The 17,233-nt window shown below is 67.5% G+C and carries 15 protein-coding genes; 8 read left to right on the forward strand and 7 right to left on the reverse strand.

Annotation, left to right across the window (positions count from 1 at the left end):
* Nucleotides 1–58 precede the first annotated feature (58 nt).
* The 4 genes from LI337_RS05165 (at nt 59) to rqcH (ending at nt 5,789) form a co-directional block, all read left to right on the forward strand.
* Complete coding sequence (locus LI337_RS05165; RefSeq protein ID WP_227228650.1) at nt 59–1,723, forward strand: tRNA uridine(34) 5-carboxymethylaminomethyl modification radical SAM/GNAT enzyme Elp3; 1,665 nt, start codon at nt 59–61, stop codon at nt 1,721–1,723.
* A 67-nt stretch (nt 1,724–1,790) separates the two neighbouring features.
* Nucleotides 1,791–2,231: a hypothetical protein gene (locus tag LI337_RS05170; protein WP_227228652.1), complete on the forward strand. Its 441-nt coding sequence runs from the start codon at nt 1,791–1,793 to the stop codon at nt 2,229–2,231.
* A complete protein-coding gene (locus tag LI337_RS05175) occupies nt 2,221–3,417 on the forward strand; it encodes a hypothetical protein (protein ID WP_227228654.1) in 1,197 nt (398 codons plus the stop codon). The genes LI337_RS05170 and LI337_RS05175 overlap by 11 nt, the downstream gene beginning before the upstream one ends.
* A 206-nt stretch (nt 3,418–3,623) precedes the next feature.
* Nucleotides 3,624–5,789 (forward strand): ribosome rescue protein RqcH, encoded by a 2,166-nt coding sequence (gene rqcH, locus LI337_RS05180; protein ID WP_227228655.1) that lies wholly within the window; start codon nt 3,624–3,626, stop codon nt 5,787–5,789.
* A 590-nt stretch (nt 5,790–6,379) separates the two neighbouring features.
* On the opposite strand, the gene LI337_RS05185 is transcribed toward rqcH, so the two are convergent.
* Complete coding sequence (locus tag LI337_RS05185; RefSeq protein WP_227228656.1) at nt 6,380–6,778, reverse strand: OsmC family protein; 399 nt, start codon at nt 6,776–6,778, stop codon at nt 6,380–6,382.
* 119 nt (nt 6,779–6,897) lie between these two features.
* A complete protein-coding gene (locus tag LI337_RS05190) occupies nt 6,898–7,623 on the reverse strand; it encodes a metal-dependent hydrolase (RefSeq protein ID WP_227228657.1) in 726 nt (241 codons plus the stop codon).
* A 189-nt stretch (nt 7,624–7,812) separates the two neighbouring features.
* On the opposite strand from LI337_RS05190, the gene LI337_RS05195 reads away from it, so the two are divergent.
* The 4 genes from LI337_RS05195 (at nt 7,813) to LI337_RS05210 (ending at nt 11,892) form a co-directional block, all read left to right on the forward strand.
* Nucleotides 7,813–8,544 carry a fumarylacetoacetate hydrolase family protein gene (locus LI337_RS05195; protein WP_227228658.1) on the forward strand — a complete coding sequence of 244 codons (732 nt, stop codon included), beginning with the start codon at nt 7,813–7,815 and terminating at the stop codon, nt 8,542–8,544.
* Between the two features lie 95 nt (nt 8,545–8,639).
* Nucleotides 8,640–9,203, forward strand: coding sequence for a gluconate 2-dehydrogenase subunit 3 family protein (locus tag LI337_RS05200; protein ID WP_227228659.1), 564 nt, complete (start codon nt 8,640–8,642; stop codon nt 9,201–9,203).
* The gene (locus LI337_RS05205; protein WP_227228661.1) at nt 9,196–10,833 is read left to right on the forward strand and encodes a GMC family oxidoreductase; all 1,638 of its coding nucleotides are present in this window, start codon (nt 9,196–9,198) and stop codon (nt 10,831–10,833) included. The genes LI337_RS05200 and LI337_RS05205 overlap by 8 nt, the downstream gene beginning before the upstream one ends.
* 48 nt (nt 10,834–10,881) lie before the next feature.
* Nucleotides 10,882–11,892: a hypothetical protein gene (locus tag LI337_RS05210; RefSeq protein WP_227228662.1), complete on the forward strand. Its 1,011-nt coding sequence runs from the start codon at nt 10,882–10,884 to the stop codon at nt 11,890–11,892.
* A 34-nt stretch (nt 11,893–11,926) separates the two neighbouring features.
* Here LI337_RS05210 and LI337_RS05215 read toward each other — a convergent pair whose 3' ends face one another.
* From LI337_RS05215 to LI337_RS05235, 5 genes are read right to left on the reverse strand one after another with little or no spacing between them, the layout of a single operon-like run.
* Nucleotides 11,927–12,676 (reverse strand): ABC transporter ATP-binding protein, encoded by a 750-nt coding sequence (locus tag LI337_RS05215; protein ID WP_227228666.1) that lies wholly within the window; start codon nt 12,674–12,676, stop codon nt 11,927–11,929.
* Nucleotides 12,673–13,530 carry an ABC transporter ATP-binding protein gene (locus LI337_RS05220; RefSeq protein WP_227228668.1) on the reverse strand — a complete coding sequence of 286 codons (858 nt, stop codon included), beginning with the start codon at nt 13,528–13,530 and terminating at the stop codon, nt 12,673–12,675. The genes LI337_RS05215 and LI337_RS05220 overlap by 4 nt, the downstream gene beginning before the upstream one ends.
* Nucleotides 13,523–14,845 carry a branched-chain amino acid ABC transporter permease gene (locus LI337_RS05225; protein ID WP_227228670.1) on the reverse strand — a complete coding sequence of 441 codons (1,323 nt, stop codon included), beginning with the start codon at nt 14,843–14,845 and terminating at the stop codon, nt 13,523–13,525. Before LI337_RS05225 ends, LI337_RS05220 begins: the two co-directional genes overlap by 8 nt.
* Nucleotides 14,842–15,789 (reverse strand): branched-chain amino acid ABC transporter permease, encoded by a 948-nt coding sequence (locus LI337_RS05230; RefSeq protein ID WP_227228671.1) that lies wholly within the window; start codon nt 15,787–15,789, stop codon nt 14,842–14,844. Before LI337_RS05230 ends, LI337_RS05225 begins: the two co-directional genes overlap by 4 nt.
* Before the next feature lie 2 nt (nt 15,790–15,791).
* On the reverse strand, nt 15,792–17,111 hold the full coding sequence (locus LI337_RS05235; RefSeq protein ID WP_227228673.1) for an ABC transporter substrate-binding protein: 1,320 nt from the start codon (nt 17,109–17,111) through the stop codon (nt 15,792–15,794).
* Between the last annotated feature and the right edge of the window lie 122 nt (nt 17,112–17,233).

Genomic DNA, 17,233 nt, shown 5'->3' on the forward strand with positions numbered 1-17,233 from the left:
AACCCGACGAGAACAGGGTGATGAGCGACGACGGTCGCACCCCGGAGGTGACGCGACGATGAGCACCGAGAGCGAGGACGACGGCGAGAGCGAGGCGTTCGTGCAGGTCTGTGAGACGCTCGCGGAACGCATCGTCGCGGGCAAGATCGACCGGGACGACCTCGAATCCGAGAAGCTGTCCGTCTGTTCGGAGTTCTCCAGTCCGAAGGTGCCGAAGAACACCGACATCCTCCAGCACGCTCCGCCGGACCAACGTGAGGACGTGAAGGAGGTCGTCCGCCGGAAGCCGGTTCGCACCGCCTCGGGCGTCTCCCCGGTGGCGATCATGACCTCCCCGCACATGTGCCCCCACGGGAAGTGTCTCTACTGCCCCGGCGGCCCGGCCTCGGAGTTCGACTCCTCGCAGTCGTACACCGGCCACGAACCGGCGGCCGCCCGCGGCGAGCAGAACGACTACGACCCGTACGGACAGGTCACCCTGCGTCTCGAACAACTGCGGCACATCGGCCACCCGGTGGACAAGGTCGAACTGATCCTGATGGGCGGGACGATGACGGCCCGGAGCCACGACTACCAGGAGTGGTTCGTGAAGCGCGCCCTCGAAGCGCTGAACGACTACGATCTGGACGCCAAACCGGACCCCGGCGAGGGGCGTAGTTTCGCGCCCGATCCCGAGGAGTACGAGTTCCGGTATCTGGAGGACGTGATCGCGGAGAACGAGACGGCCGACATCCGGAACATCGGGACGACCTTCGAGACCAAGCCCGACTGGTGTGACCCCGAACAGATCGACCGGATGCTCGATCTGGGCGCGACGAAGGTGGAGGTCGGCGTCCAGACGACCTACGAGCGCATCAACCGCGAGATGCACCGGGGCCACGGGACGCAGGCGTCCATCGACGCGAACCGCCGCCTCCGGGACGCCGGCTTCAAAGTCGGCTTCCACATGATGCCGGGGCAACCGGGGATGACGATGGACATGTGCAAGGAAGACTTCCGGCAGTTGTTCGAGAACCCGGACTTTCGCCCGGACTACCTGAAGATCTACCCCACCCTCGTCGTCCGCGGCACGCGCGTCTACGACCAGTGGCGCAGGGACGACTTCGACCCCCTGACCAACGAGGAGGCGGCCGACATCGTCGCGGACGCGATGGGCGAGATTCCGGTGTACACCCGCCTCCAGCGCGTCCAGCGGGACATCCCGGCCGACTTCATCGACGCGGGCGTCTGGAAGTCGAACCTCCGGCAACTCGCCGAACAGCGCGCCGAGGAGAGGGGCATCGAACCGCGCGACATCCGCGCCCGCGAGGTCGGGATGAACGACGTCGACCCCGACCCGGAGCGCGTCGAACTCCGCGTCCGGGAGTACGAGGCCGGCGGCGGTACGGAGTACTTCCTCGCGTTCGAGGACCCCGTCGCGGACCTGCTGATCGGCTTCTGTCGGCTCCGGTTCCCGAACGACCCCGTGCGCCGCGAACTGCAGGACGCCGCCGTGGTCCGGGAACTGCACGTCTACGGGTCGGAGGCCGGTATCGGCACGGACGACGGCGACTGGCAGCACAAGGGCTACGGCAAGCGCCTACTCGCCCGCGCCGAGGAACTGGCCCGCGACGCTGGCTACCGGAAACTGTCGGTCATCTCGGGCATCGGCGTCCGGCAGTACTACCGCCAGAAACTCGGCTACCACCAGGACGGCCCGTACGTCAGCAAACGACTCGACTGACCGGTACAACTTCGAGACCCGCGACGCCCGAACCTCTTTGCTCCGCGCTCGTGAACCGACGACCGACATGGACAGACGCGCCCTCCTCGAAGCCGGCGGCCTGACGGTCGCGGCCGGCTTCGGCGTGTTCGTCGGCTTCCCGACCGTCATCGGTGCCGAGGGGACTCCGTGGGGTCACCACGACGTGAGTCTCAGGAACCTCGACAGACGCGCACACGAAGTTCGGATCACGGCGACCAGACGCTCGCCGGCCGGCGAGACGACCGTTTACGACGCGACCCTCGACCTCCTGCCCGCGGTCGAAGTCGCCCAGTCTGCCGCCGACCGGGAGGTCGACGGCGTGCCGGTCGCCACGACGACCCGCGACGTGACCCGCGTCTCGGGCGTCCACGACCTCGCGGTCTCGATCACAGACGGCGGGCGGGCGAGCATCCTGTTGACTCGGCGCGTGACCGACCCCGTGATCGAGATCCGCGACGGCGATCCGGAGATCGGCTATGGCGTCTGAGACTCCCGACGAGCAGACGACGACCCTCGCCGACGCGGCACGCCTCGGCCTCGACGCGGGACTGGCGGTCGGCTGTCTCGGCGTCGTCGGCTTCGGCCTGCAACTTCACGCAGGCGTCGACTTCGGTCCGGCAACCGGGTGGATCGCACTCGCTGGCGTCCTGCTCGGCACCGTCCTCGTGTCGGCGGTCGCAGTCCGCCGGTCGAGGCCGGCGGTCCATCGCTCGGAGTCGGCGATGGTGGTCGACGCCGACCACCCGAACCCGGTTCTGGCGTGGGTCGCCGGACTCGGCCCCGCAGTCGCCGGTGCGTGGACGCTGCTGGTGCTCGCGCCGACGGTCGAGTGGCTCTACCCGCCGCCGCGCTGGGTGACGCCGACCGTCCTCGCACTCCCGACTGCGGTGCTCTGCGGGACGATCGGCGACGTTCTCGCCCGGTCGAGTCGGGGGCTGTCGCTGGACGCCTACGAGGACAGCACACTGGCTGTGCCGGTGCTGTCGATGCTGGTCGCGGTGGTGCTGTTCGGCGTCTCACTCCCCGACGGTCTCTGGCTGGACACCGCGCTCTCCGGTGACCTGCTCGGGACGACGCTCCCGTTCTGCGGGGCGCTCCTCGCCGGCGGTGTCGGCACCGTGACGGCCGGTCGGCAGGTCGTGCGCGTGTCGGACGCCGATTGGCGGACGACGGTCGCGGTCGGTCTCCGCCGAGTGTTAGCCGGGACTGTCGCAGTCGTGTACTGTCTGGTCGTCCTCGCCGTCGCTGTCCTGGTGTCGCTTCCGGGCTTCGGTATCGTCGCGCCGGGAGTCAGTATGTTCGACCTCGGCCCCGCAGTCTACGGTCCAGCGCTCGTCGTCGTCTCGGCGGTCGGCGTCCAACTGCTCGGTGTCGCACTCGCGCCGGCACCGTGGCTCTGGATTCGGCTTCGGCGACTACTCGGCGAGTCGGTCGAGCAACCGTCGCTGTCGGCGACCGGGGAGACGACGCGCTCGCTGGTCACCGCCGCGGTCGGCGGTCTCGCGGGCTTCGCGTTCGGCGCGTTCGGCCTGTTCTGGCTGGCGACCGCACTGGGTGCTCCCGGTCGGGTCGCCGGTGCCGAGTCGATTCTCGTCGTCACCGGGTCGATCTGTCTCGGGGCGCTCGGCGGCAGGTGGCTCGCGGGGTGGGCGCGAGCGCAGTCGGACTGGTGAGTCGTCACTCCCGGACCACGATCAGTCTGGTCGGCGACAGGCGGCCACAAGAGGCTTGTACTCCGCCGAGAACGCATCAGACGCGAGCGAACTGCCACTGCCGGTCGCTCACGTCACAGCGAACACCATACGACACCCGTTCGAGCGCCGCGTCGGGCCGTCGGCGCTTCGACACGCCTTTTCATCGCCGCCGTGAAGACGGTCGCATGGACGCAAAGCGGGAACTCTCCAGTATCGACCTCTCCGCGCTCGTACAGGAACTCAACCGGTACGAGGGCGCGAAGGTCGACAAAGCCTACCTCTACGGCGACGACCTCCTCCGTCTGCGGATGCGCGACTTCGACCGGGGCCGCGTCGAACTCATCGTCGAGGTCGGCGACGTGAAGCGTGCCCACGTCGCGGACCCCGCACACGTCCCCGACGCGCCGGGGCGACCGCCGAACTTCGCCATGATGCTCCGCAACCGACTGTCGGGCGCGGACTTCGCCGGTGTCTCCCAGTACGAGTTCGACCGGATCCTCAGCTTCGAGTTCGAACGCGACGACGAGGACACGACGATCGTCGCCGAACTGTTCGGGCAGGGGAACATCGCGGTGTTAGACGAGACGCGCGAGGTCGTCCAGTGTCTCGACACGGTGCGGTTGAAGTCCCGCACGGTCGCGCCGGGGTCGCAGTACGAGTTCCCCTCCTCCCGACTGAATCCTCTCGACATCTCCTACGACGCCTTCGAGCGCCGGATGGACGACTCCGACACCGACGTCGTCCGGACGCTGGCGACGCAACTCAACCTCGGTGGCCTCTACGCCGAGGAGGTCTGTTCCCGGGCCGGCGTCGAGAAGACGCTGGACATCGCCGAGGCCACGAGCGACGAGTACCGGAAGCTGTTCGAGGTGCTGGCTCGCATCGACGAGCGCCTGCTGTCGGGCGACTTCGACCCGCGCGTCTACGAGGAACCGAACGAAGGTGACGGTGACGACGGGAGCGGCGGCGCGAACGCGGACGGGACGCCCGGCAAAGTCGTGGACGTGACGCCGTTCCCGCTGAAGGAACGCGAGGGGCTACCGGCGACCGCCTACGACTCGTTCAACGAGGCGGTCGACGACTACTTCTTCCGCCTCGACAGGAGCGACGACGAGGAGGACGCCCCCGAGGACGCCGGATCGTCGCGGCCGGACTTCGAGGAACAGATCGCCAAACAGGAGCGCATCATCGAGCAACAGCAGGGGGCGATCGAGAACTTCGAGAAGCAAGCGGAGAGAGAACGCGAGAAGGCCGAGACGCTGTACGCGCACTACGAGGTGGCCGACGAGATCATCCGGACGATTCGGGGGGCCCGCGAGAACGACGTGCCGTGGGACGACATCGCCGCGAAGTTCCAGCAGGGCGCAGCGCAGGGCATCGCCGCCGCCGAGGCGGTCGAGTCGGTGGACGGCTCCGACGCCACGGTGACGGTCACGCTCGACGGGACGACGATGACGCTCGACACGACGATGGGCGTCGAGAAGAACGCCGACCGCCTCTACACCGAGGCCAAGCGCGTCGCCGAGAAGAAGGAAGGCGCGCTGGCAGCCATCGAGGACACCCGCGAGGAACTGGAAGCGGTGAAGCAACGCCGCGACGAGTGGGAGGCCGAGGACGAGGCGGACGACGAGAGCGACGAGGACGACGAGCAGGAAGACGTCGACTGGCTCGCTCGGTCCTCGATCCCGATCCGGGAGACGGACGACTGGTACGAACGGTTCCGGTGGTTCCACACCTCCGACGGCTACCTCGTGATCGGCGGGCGCAACGCCGACCAGAACGAGGAGATCGTGAAGAAGTACCTGAACAAACACGACCGCTTCTTCCACACGCAGGCGCACGGCGGCCCGGTCACCATCCTGAAGGCGACCGGCCCGAGCGAACCCGCGAAGGAGGTCGACTTCCCCGATTCCTCGCTCCAGGAGGCGGCGCAGTTCGCGGTGTCGTACTCCTCGATCTGGAAGGAGGGCCGGTACGCCGACGACGCCTACATGGTGACACCGGACCAGGTCTCGAAGACGCCCGAGTCGGGCGAGTACATCGAGAAGGGCGGGTTCGTCATCCGGGGCGACCGGACCTACTTCCGGGACGTCGAGGCAGAGGTCGCGGTCGGCGTGCAGTGTGAACCGGTGACCCGCGTGGTCGGCGGCCCGCCGAGCGCAATCGAGGGTGTCGCGGAGACGACGATCCGGGTGCAGCCGGGCAAGTTCGCCCAGAACGACATGGCGACGATGCTCTACCGGAAGTTGAAGGAGCGATTCGTCGACCAGTCGTTCGTCCGGAAGGTCGCCAGTGCCGACCGGTTACAGGAGTTCCTGCCGCCGGGTGGCAGTGAGATCGTCGAGGAGTAGCGCGTCGACTACGTCTGTGACGGTGAATCTGTTTTCGCTGTCTGTGAGGTGGCTTCTGTCGAATCGGTCGGGGGAACGCTGCTGAATCGGTTTCGGACAAGAAGGGGTGAAAGCCCCCGGCGTCTCGACCTACCGGGCCTCGTTGCGCGCTTCCCTCGGACGGTCAGCAGACTGACCGCCCTCGGTCCAGTGTCGTCGGGCGACCCGAGAGTCGCCCGACTGCTGGCGACGCGGACTGCGAGCAGGTCCTCACAGGTGTTCGGACACCGCTCGATGTCGGTCGCCAGCAGATCGCGTCCTGTCGGATTCCGGGTTGTCACTGCCGGTGGTCGGATGACTGGCCTGTCGTCTGTCGAAGTTGTCGGTGACTGGCCTGTCGTCTGTCGAAGTTGTCGGTGACTGGCCTGTCGTCTGTCGAAGTTGTCGGTGACTGGCCTGTCGTCTGTCGAAGTTGTCGGTGACTGGCCTGTCGTCTGTCGAAGTTGTCGGATGACTGGCCCGTCGTCTGCCGGATGTGTCGGTGACTGATCGAGTTCGGAAAAACGGAGAAATCGTGGGCGGTTCGGCCGAGGATCGTCCGGCGTCGCGTCTCAGAACGCGCCGGCGTTGACGGTGATCTCGGCGTGCAGGCCCTCACGCAGTGCCGAGTGGACGTGACAGATGTCCTCGCCGCGCTCGACGAACTCGTCGATCTCGTCCTCTGCGAGGTCCGCCTCCACGTGGATCGTGAAGCGGATGCCCGTCAGGTCGTCGTCCTCGTCCAGGTCCGCGTCGGCGTCGATCTGGATCGTCCCGAGGTCGTCGTGCCCCATCTGCTGCCCGGCGACGCGGAGTGCGGGCAGGAAACAGGAGGCGTACGTCGCCACCAGTGCGGCGTTCGGGTTCGGGCCGGTCTCGTCCAACGGGTCGATCGCCATGTCGAACTCGCCGACCTGACTGGTGCTTCCGAAGCCGTCCTCGCTGACCGTCGTCGTCTGGATGTCGCTCATCGTCTGTGTACTGACACGCGACGGTCCTAAAGATTACCAAACTGGACAGCGTCTGTGCACGACCGACGAGTCAGCCGAGGAGCACGTCACCCCGCCCGACGGCCGGGACCTCCCGACGACTACTCCAGCGTGAACGTCTCGTCGCCGTCGAGGACGTGGACCTCGGCGTCCGACCCGGTGGCTTTCACCTCGCGCACGAAGTCGTCGGTGTCGATCTCGATCGGCGGGAAGGTGTCGTAGTGCATCGGGAAGGCGTGATCGACGTCGAGCCAGTCGACCGCGATGGCGGCCTGCACCGGTCCCATCGTGAAGTGGTCGCCACACGGGATCGCCGCCGCGTCCGGTTCGAGGTACGGGCCGATGACCTCCCGCATCTCGGTCATCAGACCGGTGTCGCCGGCGTGGTAGAACGTGGTCGACTCCGCGTCGGACTCCTGTGTCGGCTTCGAGTCCGAGATGACGTAGCCGGCGGGCATCCCGGCGTCGTGCTCGTAGCCGGTCATGATCCCGTTCGTGTGGTCCGCGCGGTGCATCGTGACGAAGGCGTCGCCACACTCGACGGTGCCCCCGAGATTCATCCCGCCGGCCGGGATGGTGTTCTCGAAGCCCATCTCCTCGGTGACGTACTCCGACAGTTCCGGTGTCGCCACCAGCGTCGCGTCGGAGAACTCGCCCGCGTGGGCGATGTGGTCCGCGTGGCCGTGGGTGAGGAGGACGTAGTCCGGCGTATCCACCTCGGAGGGATCGAGCGACGTGTGTGGGTTGTCGAAGAACGGGTCGATCAGGAGGTCGGTGTCGCCGACGGTGACTGCCCAACAGGAGTGACCGTGCCAGGTGAGTTCCATGGTACACTCACGACTACCGGGGGAATCGACATAAAAACTGGCGCGGCGGTAACCGAGCGTGACGGCTCGGTCGTGGGTCGCGTCGGCACTTCGCGTGTCGACAGCACCGACCGTGACTCACGTGATTCGTGTCGACCGTAGACTGCCGGTGCCGAACCAACTAACAGCCCCGGATCTGTCCAGTCGGGTATGCACCACGTTCGATTCCGCGATCCGACCGGCGCAGTTCGACGAGGCGAGTGGCACGGTGACTCGGTCTCCTTCGGCGGGGAGCGCTACGACCTCGACACGGTCGACGTCCTCCCGCCGTGTGAACCGTCGAAGATAGTCTGCATCGGCCTGAACTACGCCGACCACGCCGCCGAACAGGACTCCGACCTTCCGGATCGTCCGCTCCTCTTTCTCAAGGCACCGAACGCGGTCGCGGGCCACGGCGACACCGTGACACTCCCGGCCGGCAAAGAGCGCATCGAGTGGGAGGCGGAACTGGGCGTCGTGATCGGCGAGCAGTGCCGGAACGTCCCCGGGGAGTCCGCGATGGACGTGGTCGCGGGGTTCACGTGTCTGAACGACATCTCGAACCGCGACGACCAGCGACGGGAGAAGAACTGGGTCCGGGGGAAGGCGTTCGACGGCGCGGCCCCACTCGGGCCGGTCGTCGCCGACCCGGAGCACGTCCCGGGCGACGCGAGCGTCGAACTCCGGGTGAACGGCGAGACGAGACAGTCCTCCGACCGGTCGAACCTCATCTTCTCGATTCCGGAACTGATCGCCGAGATCACGACCTACCTCACGCTGGAACCGGGTGACGTGATCTCCACCGGAACGCCCGCAGGCGTCGGGGCACTCGCCGACGGCGACGAGGTCGAAGTCGAGATCGAGGGCGTGGGGACGCTCGCCCACTCGGTTCGGGTCCCCTGACCGCCGGCCCCGACCGAACGAATTCGAGACGGGAGGCGCTCCACGGGGCGAACGAGACGGAAAGCCATAAGTTTAGGTTTGCCTAAATCGACTGTATGGACCTGACGCGCCGGGACGCACTCGCGGCGCTCGCCGTCGTCGGTGCGGGCGGTGCCGTCGCCGGACTCGCCGAGACGGGCACGTTCGACGGCGGAACGCCGGGGACGTCGGAGACGGGAGACGAGTCGACGCTGGCCGGCGTGGACGCACTCGACACGCTGACGGCCGCCAGCGAAGTGCTCTACCCGAGCGAGGCGACCGGCCACCGGGAGTTCGTGGAGACCTACGTCCTCGGTCGGATCGACGGCCGAGAGGCGTACGAGACCGGACTCGCCGAGACGCTCGCCGAACTCGACGCGACCGCCCGCGACTGGTACGACGCGGCCTTCGCCGACCTCACCCCGGCGGACCGCGACGAACTCCTGCGACAACTCGGGACCGACACCGCAGATCCGGACCCCGACGGCCCCCTCACCGAGCGCGTGCGCTACTACGTCGTGAACGAACTGCTGTTCGCCTTCTACGCCTCTCCGACCGGTGGTGGTCTCGTGGGCACCGAGAACCCCATCGGCTACCCCGGCGGCACCGAGAGCTACCAGCGAGGACCGAACGATGGCTGAGGGTGCGGCGGCAGAGCGACCGACCGTCGACACCGACGACCGCGACCGGACTCCCCTGTCGGACGCCGACGTCTGCGTCGTCGGTGCCGGTCCCGCCGGTGGGTTGATCGCCCACCGACTCGCAGAGGCCGGTCACTCGGTCGTCGTCTTGGAGGCCGGCCCGCAGTTCGACCCCACCGACCGCCGCCAGCAGATGGAGAACTTTCTGCGTCCCGCCGGGGGGAACATCTGGGAGATGGGCGGGCCGCGGGACGCCTACACCTCGACCGGCGCGCGTCACTACCCGCTGAACGCGACCCGCGTGAAGGGGATCGGCGGGTCGACGCTCCACTGGCAGGGGATGGTGATGCGCCTCCACGAGCGCGACTTCCGGATGCAAAGCGAGCACGGCGTCGGCGTCGACTGGCCCATCGACTACGCCGACCTCCGACCGTACTACGCCGAGGCCGAACGCGCGTTCGGCGTCGCCGGTGCCGACGACAACCCCTACGCGCCGCCCCGCGAGGAGCCGTTCCCGATGACCGCGTTCCCGCCCTCCCACAGCGACTCGCTCTTCGCGGACGCCTGCGAGTCGCTGGAGATCGACATGCACTCGGTGCCGAACGCCCGGAACTCGGAGTCGTACGACGGCCGGTCGGCGTGTGTCGGCTTCGGCACCTGCAAGCCGATCTGTCCCTCCGGCGCGAAGTACACCGCCGAGAGCCACGTCGAGAAGGCCATCTCTGCCGGCGCGCGAGTCCTCGACCGCGTGCCGGTCCAGCGACTCGAACACGACGACGCCGGTGAACAGATCGAGGCGGCGGTGTACGCCACCCCGGAGGGGGAGGAGCATCGCCAGACCGCAGACCAGTTCGTCCTCGCCTGCGGCGGCGTCGAGAACGTCCGCCTCCTGTTGCTCTCCGAGTCGCCGCAGTACCCCGACGGCCTGGCGAACTCCTCGGGCCACCTCGGTCGGCACTTCATGGACCACCTCTTCGCCGGCGCTGGCGGGAGTCTCGACCGCGAGACGCGCCAGAATCATATCGGGTTCAACACCAGCGAGACGCACCAGTTCTACGACGACGCCGAGCCAGTCGTGGGGATGAAACTGGAGTTCCTGAACTACGCCGGTCCCTCGCCGGTCACCTCGGCGCTGTCGGCCGAGACGTGGGGCGACGAGTTGCTGGACGACTTACGCAGCGAGTACGGCCAGCGCATCGCCATGGGCGCGCTGGTCGAGCAGTTGCCGGACGCGGACAACCGGATCACGCTGGACGACTCGACGACCGACGACCACGGCAACCCGGTCCCCAGCATCGAGTGGTCCATCGACGACCGGACGCGCGCCGGCTTGGAGCGCGCGAACGAGATTCAGACCCGAATTCTAGAGGAGTTGGGTGTCGACGTGGACTGGGTGGCCGGCCCGGACGCGACCGGTCCGGCGGCCCACCACATGGGGACGACCCGGATGAGTTCGGAGCCTGCATCGGGTGTGGTCGACGCCGACTGTCGGTCGTGGGACCTCCGGAATCTGTGGGTGGCCGGCAGTTCGGTGTTCCCGACCGGCGGCGCGATGAACCCGACGTTGACCATCGCGGCGTTGAGTTGTCGACTGGCCGAGAGGCTGGATGCGACCCTGCGCCCTGACTAGCCGGCGTGCTGGGTTTAGGTGTACTGGCTGCGTACGTTTCGAGTCGGGATGAGCGCGCGTGACCCCGTGTTGACGCGACCGCTGGACGATCCGACACTCTGGCCTCTGGTAGTGGGGTCGGACGCCTTCGCCAGACGCGGGTACGTCTGGGGCGAGTCGAAGGGACTCCACTACTGCATCGTCAATCCCGAAAAGCTGGACATCGGCGTCTTCAGACGCTGGTCACACCTCGTTCCGTGGTTCGCCACCGCCGCGAAAGACCGGAACGCGCCCGTCGTCACGAACGGATCACAGATGCGGCTGATCTGGGACCTCCAGTTCGGCACCGTCGTCGCCATCCTCGCCACGAGTACCGCCACGGCCGCCGCGCTCGGTGCCGCACTGGGTGCGTTCATCGGAACGATCACCTTCCCCCTCGTCGGGACACTCGGCGGTGGCTACCTCGCGGCACTGCTTGCGACCATCGGTGCGACCGAAGCCGGCTACGTGACACTCGCGTTGTTAGGGTACAGCGCGACACCGTTCGGGTCGGTCGTCCCTCAACCGCCCGGCGAGACACAGCCGTCGCCTCACACCCACTCGTGGCACTTCGGGCGGAGCGGGTCCGGGTTCACGGCCTACCGGATCGGTCCGGGCGAACCGACCGGACTGCAGGTCGGATCCGGCGGACTGACCGGACTGCTCTCGAACGGGCGAACCCTGCGTCGGGCGAGCACACCGGCCGGGAGAATCTATCGCAATCTGATGGGTCGTCGTGTCGACTTGGTGGCGTGGGGGCTGCGACCGTGGGAACTCGAGAACGATCCGGATCTCCGGGACGCCGCCGAGGAACAGGCGGAGAACTACGGGAACACGATCCCGTGGAACGGTGTCCTCGTCGCCGTCGGTCACGACACGTGGAGTAACGGGACGAGCGCGACACTGGTTCGTGCGGGTGTCACGGACGCCGTTGCGATGGACGGCAACCAGTTCGCGCTCCTCGGCGGTGGCGACGATCTGGTGATCGAGACGACGATCTTCGCCGATTGGATCGCTCGCTACGGCTTCGAGGCGACGTGATCGACGGCCGGCAAAGGGTGACGGGTCGACGCCGTCAGCCGCCGAGATACAGCCGCGAGACTTCCGGATTGTCCAACAAGCCGTCGGCCTCGTCCTCGTACGCCACGGTCCCCTGGTCCAGCACGTAGCCGTAGTCGGAGATAGACAGCCCCTTCCGGGCGTTCTGCTCGACCATCAGGATCGCCGTCCCGAGGTCGTTCACGGCCTGCACGTCCTCGAACACCTCGTCGGCGGTGTTCGGCGCGAGCCCGGCAGACGGTTCGTCGATCAACAGCACCTCGGGTTCCATCACCAGCGCACGGGCGAACGCGAGCACCTGCCGCTGGCCCCCGGAGAGGGTACTCGCCTTCGCGTTACGCTTCTCCGTGAGGAGTGGGAACCGGTCGTACAGTTGGTCGAGCACCGGTTCGAGGTCGTCGGAGCGCGCGACCCCGCCCATCTTGAGGTTCTCCTCGATCGTCAGGGAGCCGAAGACGTTCTCGGTCTGCGGGACGTAGCCGACGCCCTCGCGGACGATGTCTTCGGGGGCCATCCCGCCGATGTCGCGGCCGGCGAACGTGACCTGCCCCTCCCACGGCGTCAGGAGGCCGAAGACGGTCTTCAACACGGTGGACTTCCCCGCGCCGTTCGGCCCGACGAGACACGCGATCTCGCCGTCAGCGAGCGAGAGCGTGAGGTCGTCCAGCACCTGCACGTCGCCGTAGCCGCTGTCGACAGCCTCGACCGAGAGGATCGGCTCGTCGTCCCCGCCAGCGGTCTGCTGGTCGGTGTCGTTCGCGCTCATTCGCCCGGCCCTCCGAGGTAGGCGTCGATGACTCTGTCGTCGGCCCGGACCGCGTCGGGCGAGCCTTCGACGAGCACCGACCCTTGGTCGAGGACGATGATCGGGTCCGCGAGGTTCATGATGAACTCCATGTCGTGTTCGATGATACAGAGGGTGATGTCTTCCTCCTCGTTGAGCCGGGCGATGTGCTCGCGGAGTTTGACCGCGAGCGTCGGGTTCACCCCGGCGACCGGTTCGTCGAGGAGGAGCAGATCCGGCTCTGCCAGCATGGCGCGGGCGAGTTCGACGAGCTTCATCTGCCCGCCGGAGATGTCCGTCGCCGGCTGGGTCGCCAGGTGGTCGATCTCGAACGTCTCCAGCATCCGGTGGGCGTCCTCGATGTTCGCCGTCTCGGCGGCGCGGACCGCCCCCGGGTCGGTGAACAACTGGAGGAACGACTCGCCGGGCTGTTCGCGCGGCCCGACGAGCATCGCCTCGCGGACAGTCATCCCTTCGAGCTTCCGGGGCGTCTGGAACGTCCGGACGAGCCCCTCGTCGGCCACCTCGTAGGGCGCTTTGCCGGTCACGTCCGCCCCGTTGACGGTGACGGTGCCGCCGTCCGGTTCGTAGAAGCCGGAGACGAGGTTGAAGATGGTGGACTTGCCGGCCCCGTTCGGGCCGATGAGGCCCGTGATGGTGCCGCGCTCCACGGCGAAGGAGGCGTGGTCGGTGGCGACCAGCCCGCCGAACCGCTTCTGCAGGTCGTCGACCCGCAGGACCACGTCCTCCTTGTCGAGGTTCGGGCCGTCGTGGATCGACTGGGTCGGCTCCGTCTCCTCGACGACGGTCTCCGGGTCCGGTTCCTGCTCACTCATCTCTCTCACCTCCCTCGTCGACAGAGTCGGGATCGGCGTGTGCGCTCGCCGCGGCGTCTTCGGTGACGGTCTCGCGGGGGTTCGTCTCGCCGGGGCCCGAGGAGTCGGCCACGGACTGCGGCCAGATGAGTTCCCGCTGTGGCGGGAGCACACCCTGGGGCCGGAACCGCATCACGACGATGATGAGCACGCCGACGGCGAGCAGTCGCGTGGAGGCGATGTTGCTCACCACGGTGGCGTACACACTCGTTATCAGCGGCAGGTCGACCGGGAACGCGGCGGGCAACACGTCGCCGAGGAAGCGGGTCCCCTCGCGGATGGCGATGACGACGAAGCCGCCGAACATCGCCCCCCGGTTGGAGCCACTCCCGCCCAGGATGACCGCGATCCACACGTAGAACGTGTTGATCGGTTCGAGGTCGCCCGGACTGACGAAGAGGTTGAGGTGCGCGTAGAAGACGCCGCCGAGCGCCATGATGACGCTCCCGAGGACGAACGCCTGCATCTTGAACGCGTAGGTGTTCTTGCCGAGTGCCTCCGCGAGGTCCTCGTCAGACCGGATGGTCCGGAGCACCCGCCCCCACGGCGAGCGGTGGGCCCGCCGGAGGACGAGGTAGACGCCGCCGGCCAGCGCGAAGACGAGCGCGACGTTCAGCAGTGCCTGCCAGAACGGCGTCCCGAGCGTGAACCCGAGGATGCGCGTCGAGAACAGGCCGGGGATCGACACCTCCAGTTCCGCGAAGCGGAGGCCGGGCATCGCCTCGGGGAACGTTCCCAGCAGCGGCCAGCCGTCGAAGAAGCCGGGGATGCCCCGGAGTCCGGCACTGCCGTTGGTCACCTCCTGCTGGTTGAGGAAGAGCAGTCTGACGACCTCTGCGAGGCCCAGCGAGGCGATCGCGAGGTAGTCGGCCCGCAGTCTGAGCGTCGGGATGCCGATCGCGACGGCCACCACGATGGCCAACACGATGGCCACCAGGAGGCCGACGAGCGTGAGCGGGATAACCCCGAACAGCCGCGAGCCACCGACGCCGATCGGCGAACTCGACGCCGTCAGCAGTGCGGTCCCGTACGCGCCCAGTCCGAAGAAGGCCGCGACGGAGAAGTTGATGAGGCCGGCGTACCCCCACTGGGAGTTCAGCCCGAACGAGAGGAGCACGTACATCCCGACCAGCCCGACGAGGTACAGGAAGTACGTCGGCGAGAGCCCGCCGGTGACGAGTCCGATCACGAGCAACAGGGAGAGCCCGACGATGAACACGGAGACGCCCTGCTCGGCGGCCGAGAGGTCGTCGTATCTGTCGCCGAGGCTGCTCACGTCGCCTCACCTCCCGCGATGCCCGAGGGGCGAAGCAGCAGGACGGCCACCATGATGAGGAAGGCGACCGCGTTCGCGTACTCGATACCGATCGGAATCGCGAACGACTCTGGGACGAACGGGACCTCCCGTCCGAAGTTGGGGAGTATTGGCATCATCTGGTTGATCATCCCGATGAGGAAGCCGCCGGCCATCGCACCGTAGACGGAGCCGATGCCGCCGAGGATGACGGCGGCGAAGACGACCAGCAGGATGTCGAAACCCATCCGGGGCGCGACGTTCTGGTAGAGTCCCAGGAAGACGCCGCCCGCGCCGGCCAGTCCGGCACCGATGACCCACGTCCACAGTTCGACCCGCCGGGTGCGGATACCCGACACCCGCGCGAGCGAGGGGTTGTCCGCGGTCGCGCGCATCTTCCGCCCCAGATCCGTGTACTGGAGCAGGAGGTGGAGGCCGACGACGAGCACGGCCGCAGAGCAGAGGATGGCCACGTCGTGGACGGTCATCCGGATGCCGAAGGGCAACAGCGCCTCGATGGGGCGCTGGAGCGGGATGCCGAACTCGTTGGTGCCGCTGCCGAAGCCGAGTCGGATGACCGACCGGTAGACGAACGCGACACCGATCGAGGTGATCAGCAGCCCGATCGAGTCGATGTCGAGCGGTTCGTAGATGATTCTGTGCGTGACGACCGCGACGACGGCCGCGAGGACGACACCGGCGACGATTGCGATGAAGAAGCCGACAGGAAGCCCGAGGACGCCGCTCGCGATGGGTCCTGTCACCCCGAACGTCACCAACGCCGTGTACGCCCCGACCGTCATGGTATCGCCGTGCGCGAAGTTCGCGAAGTCGGCGATCGAGTAGACCAGCGACAGGCCGATACTCGCGAGCACGATGATGCTGGAGAAGACCAGTCCGTTCGCGACGAATTCGAGGATGGACACGGCTACCCTTCGATGGTGCCCGTCTGGGTGTACTCGTGGTCCTCGACGGTGAGGATCTGGAGGAAGCCGACCGGGTCACCGTTCTCGTCGAAGTCGATGGGACCCGAGACCCCCTCGTAGTTGATGTCGGCGGCCGACCCGTCCTCGCCGAGCACCTCCATCGCCTCGGCGAAGGTGAACACCTCCTCGCCGTCGGGCCGGGTCACGTCGCGGACCGTCTCCTGCAGTGCCGCGCCGGTGAACTCGTCGGCCGTGGCGATGGACAGCGCCGCCGTGACCACACAGTCGTAGGCGAACGCCGACCACGAGGTCGGTGCCTCGCCGTACTCCGACTCGAACTCGGAGGCGAAGTTCTGGTAGTTCTCCTGGTCGATGGCCGCCGAGGGCGTGACGATCTTCATGCCGTCGAGGCTCCCCTCCGGCGTGTTCGCGAGGACGTCCGGGCCGGCGACGGAGTCGGCGCCGTAGTACGTCGCCTCGTAGCCGTTCGAGAACGCCTCCTGTGCCATCGAGGTGAACTCCGGCTGGTAGGTGATGAACACCCAGGCGTCCGCTCCGGAGTTCGCCATCCCCGACACCGTCGAGGAGTACGACGACTGCCCCTGGTCGTGGGGCTGGTCGTAGGCGATCTCGCCGCCCCACTGGTCGCGGAACGTCTCCGCGAGCCCCTGTCCGTAGTCGTTGTTCACCCACGCCAGCGCGACGGAGTCGAACCCGTCCTCGCTGATGATGTTCGACAGTGCCGTCGACTGGGTGCTCCCGGTGGGCGACATCCGCAGCAGGCCCGGGAAGTTGGTGAGGTCCGGGCTGGTGGAGTTCTGACTCAGCTGTACCACGTCGGTTCCCTGGATGACCGACTCGTAGATGGCGAGCGACACGCCGGAGCCGACGGCCCCGATCACGAACGGGACGCCGTCCTGGTTGACGAGTTTCTGTGCCGCAGAGACGCCCGACTGCGCCTGGCTCTCGGAGTCCTCCGAGATGATCTCCAGTTCGGCACCGTTGATGGTCGTCTCGTTGACCGCCGCGAGCGCGAGTTCCTTCCCCCGCTCGTTGCGCTGGCCGAACGCCGACAGCGACCCGGTGAGCGAGTTCACCATCCCGATCGTGTACGGGCCGCTCATCTCGTCTCCGCCGTCGTCCATCTCGGTCTCGGTGTCGGTGTCGCCGCCACCGCCGCCACCGCCGCCACCATCGGTCGGTGTGCTCGTCCCCTCGTCGTCGGTCGTACTCACACAGCCGGCGGTGAGCGCGACACCGGCGACCCCGGTGCCCTTCAACAGCGTTCTCCTGTTCAGACGCGGTGTGTCATCAGATGTCATATCGGCTACCGTGTCGTACCCTATAGCTACACCTATATTTGAACCCTCCCATGGTCGGTGCCGGTCGGCATCGGCAGACAGCACCGCTAAGACAGTCGCTGTCGGGCTTGATTACTGAACGA

It is taken from the genome of Salinirubrum litoreum, from assembly GCF_020567425.1.
GTDB classification, from domain to species: Archaea; Halobacteriota; Halobacteria; order Halobacteriales; family Haloferacaceae; genus Salinirubrum; species Salinirubrum litoreum.

Excerpts from the sequence above, each read along its gene's own strand:
- LI337_RS05215 (WP_227228666.1), bottom strand. The coding sequence starts at position 12,676 with ATGAGCGCGAACGACACCGACCAGCAGACCGCTGGCGGGGACGACGAG.
- LI337_RS05200 (WP_227228659.1), top strand. The coding sequence starts at position 8,640 with ATGGACCTGACGCGCCGGGACGCACTCGCGGCGCTCGCCGTCGTCGGT.
- LI337_RS05210 (WP_227228662.1), top strand. The coding sequence starts at position 10,882 with ATGAGCGCGCGTGACCCCGTGTTGACGCGACCGCTGGACGATCCGACA.
- LI337_RS05165 (WP_227228650.1), top strand. The coding sequence starts at position 59 with ATGAGCACCGAGAGCGAGGACGACGGCGAGAGCGAGGCGTTCGTGCAG.
- LI337_RS05185 (WP_227228656.1), bottom strand. The coding sequence starts at position 6,778 with ATGAGCGACATCCAGACGACGACGGTCAGCGAGGACGGCTTCGGAAGC.
- LI337_RS05235 (WP_227228673.1), bottom strand. The coding sequence starts at position 17,111 with ATGACATCTGATGACACACCGCGTCTGAACAGGAGAACGCTGTTGAAG.
- LI337_RS05190 (WP_227228657.1), bottom strand. The coding sequence starts at position 7,623 with ATGGAACTCACCTGGCACGGTCACTCCTGTTGGGCAGTCACCGTCGGC.
- LI337_RS05195 (WP_227228658.1), top strand. The coding sequence starts at position 7,813 with ATGCACCACGTTCGATTCCGCGATCCGACCGGCGCAGTTCGACGAGGC.
- LI337_RS05170 (WP_227228652.1), top strand. The coding sequence starts at position 1,791 with ATGGACAGACGCGCCCTCCTCGAAGCCGGCGGCCTGACGGTCGCGGCC.
- LI337_RS05205 (WP_227228661.1), top strand. The coding sequence starts at position 9,196 with ATGGCTGAGGGTGCGGCGGCAGAGCGACCGACCGTCGACACCGACGAC.
- LI337_RS05220 (WP_227228668.1), bottom strand. The coding sequence starts at position 13,530 with ATGAGTGAGCAGGAACCGGACCCGGAGACCGTCGTCGAGGAGACGGAG.
- LI337_RS05175 (WP_227228654.1), top strand. The coding sequence starts at position 2,221 with ATGGCGTCTGAGACTCCCGACGAGCAGACGACGACCCTCGCCGACGCG.
- rqcH (WP_227228655.1), top strand. The coding sequence starts at position 3,624 with ATGGACGCAAAGCGGGAACTCTCCAGTATCGACCTCTCCGCGCTCGTA.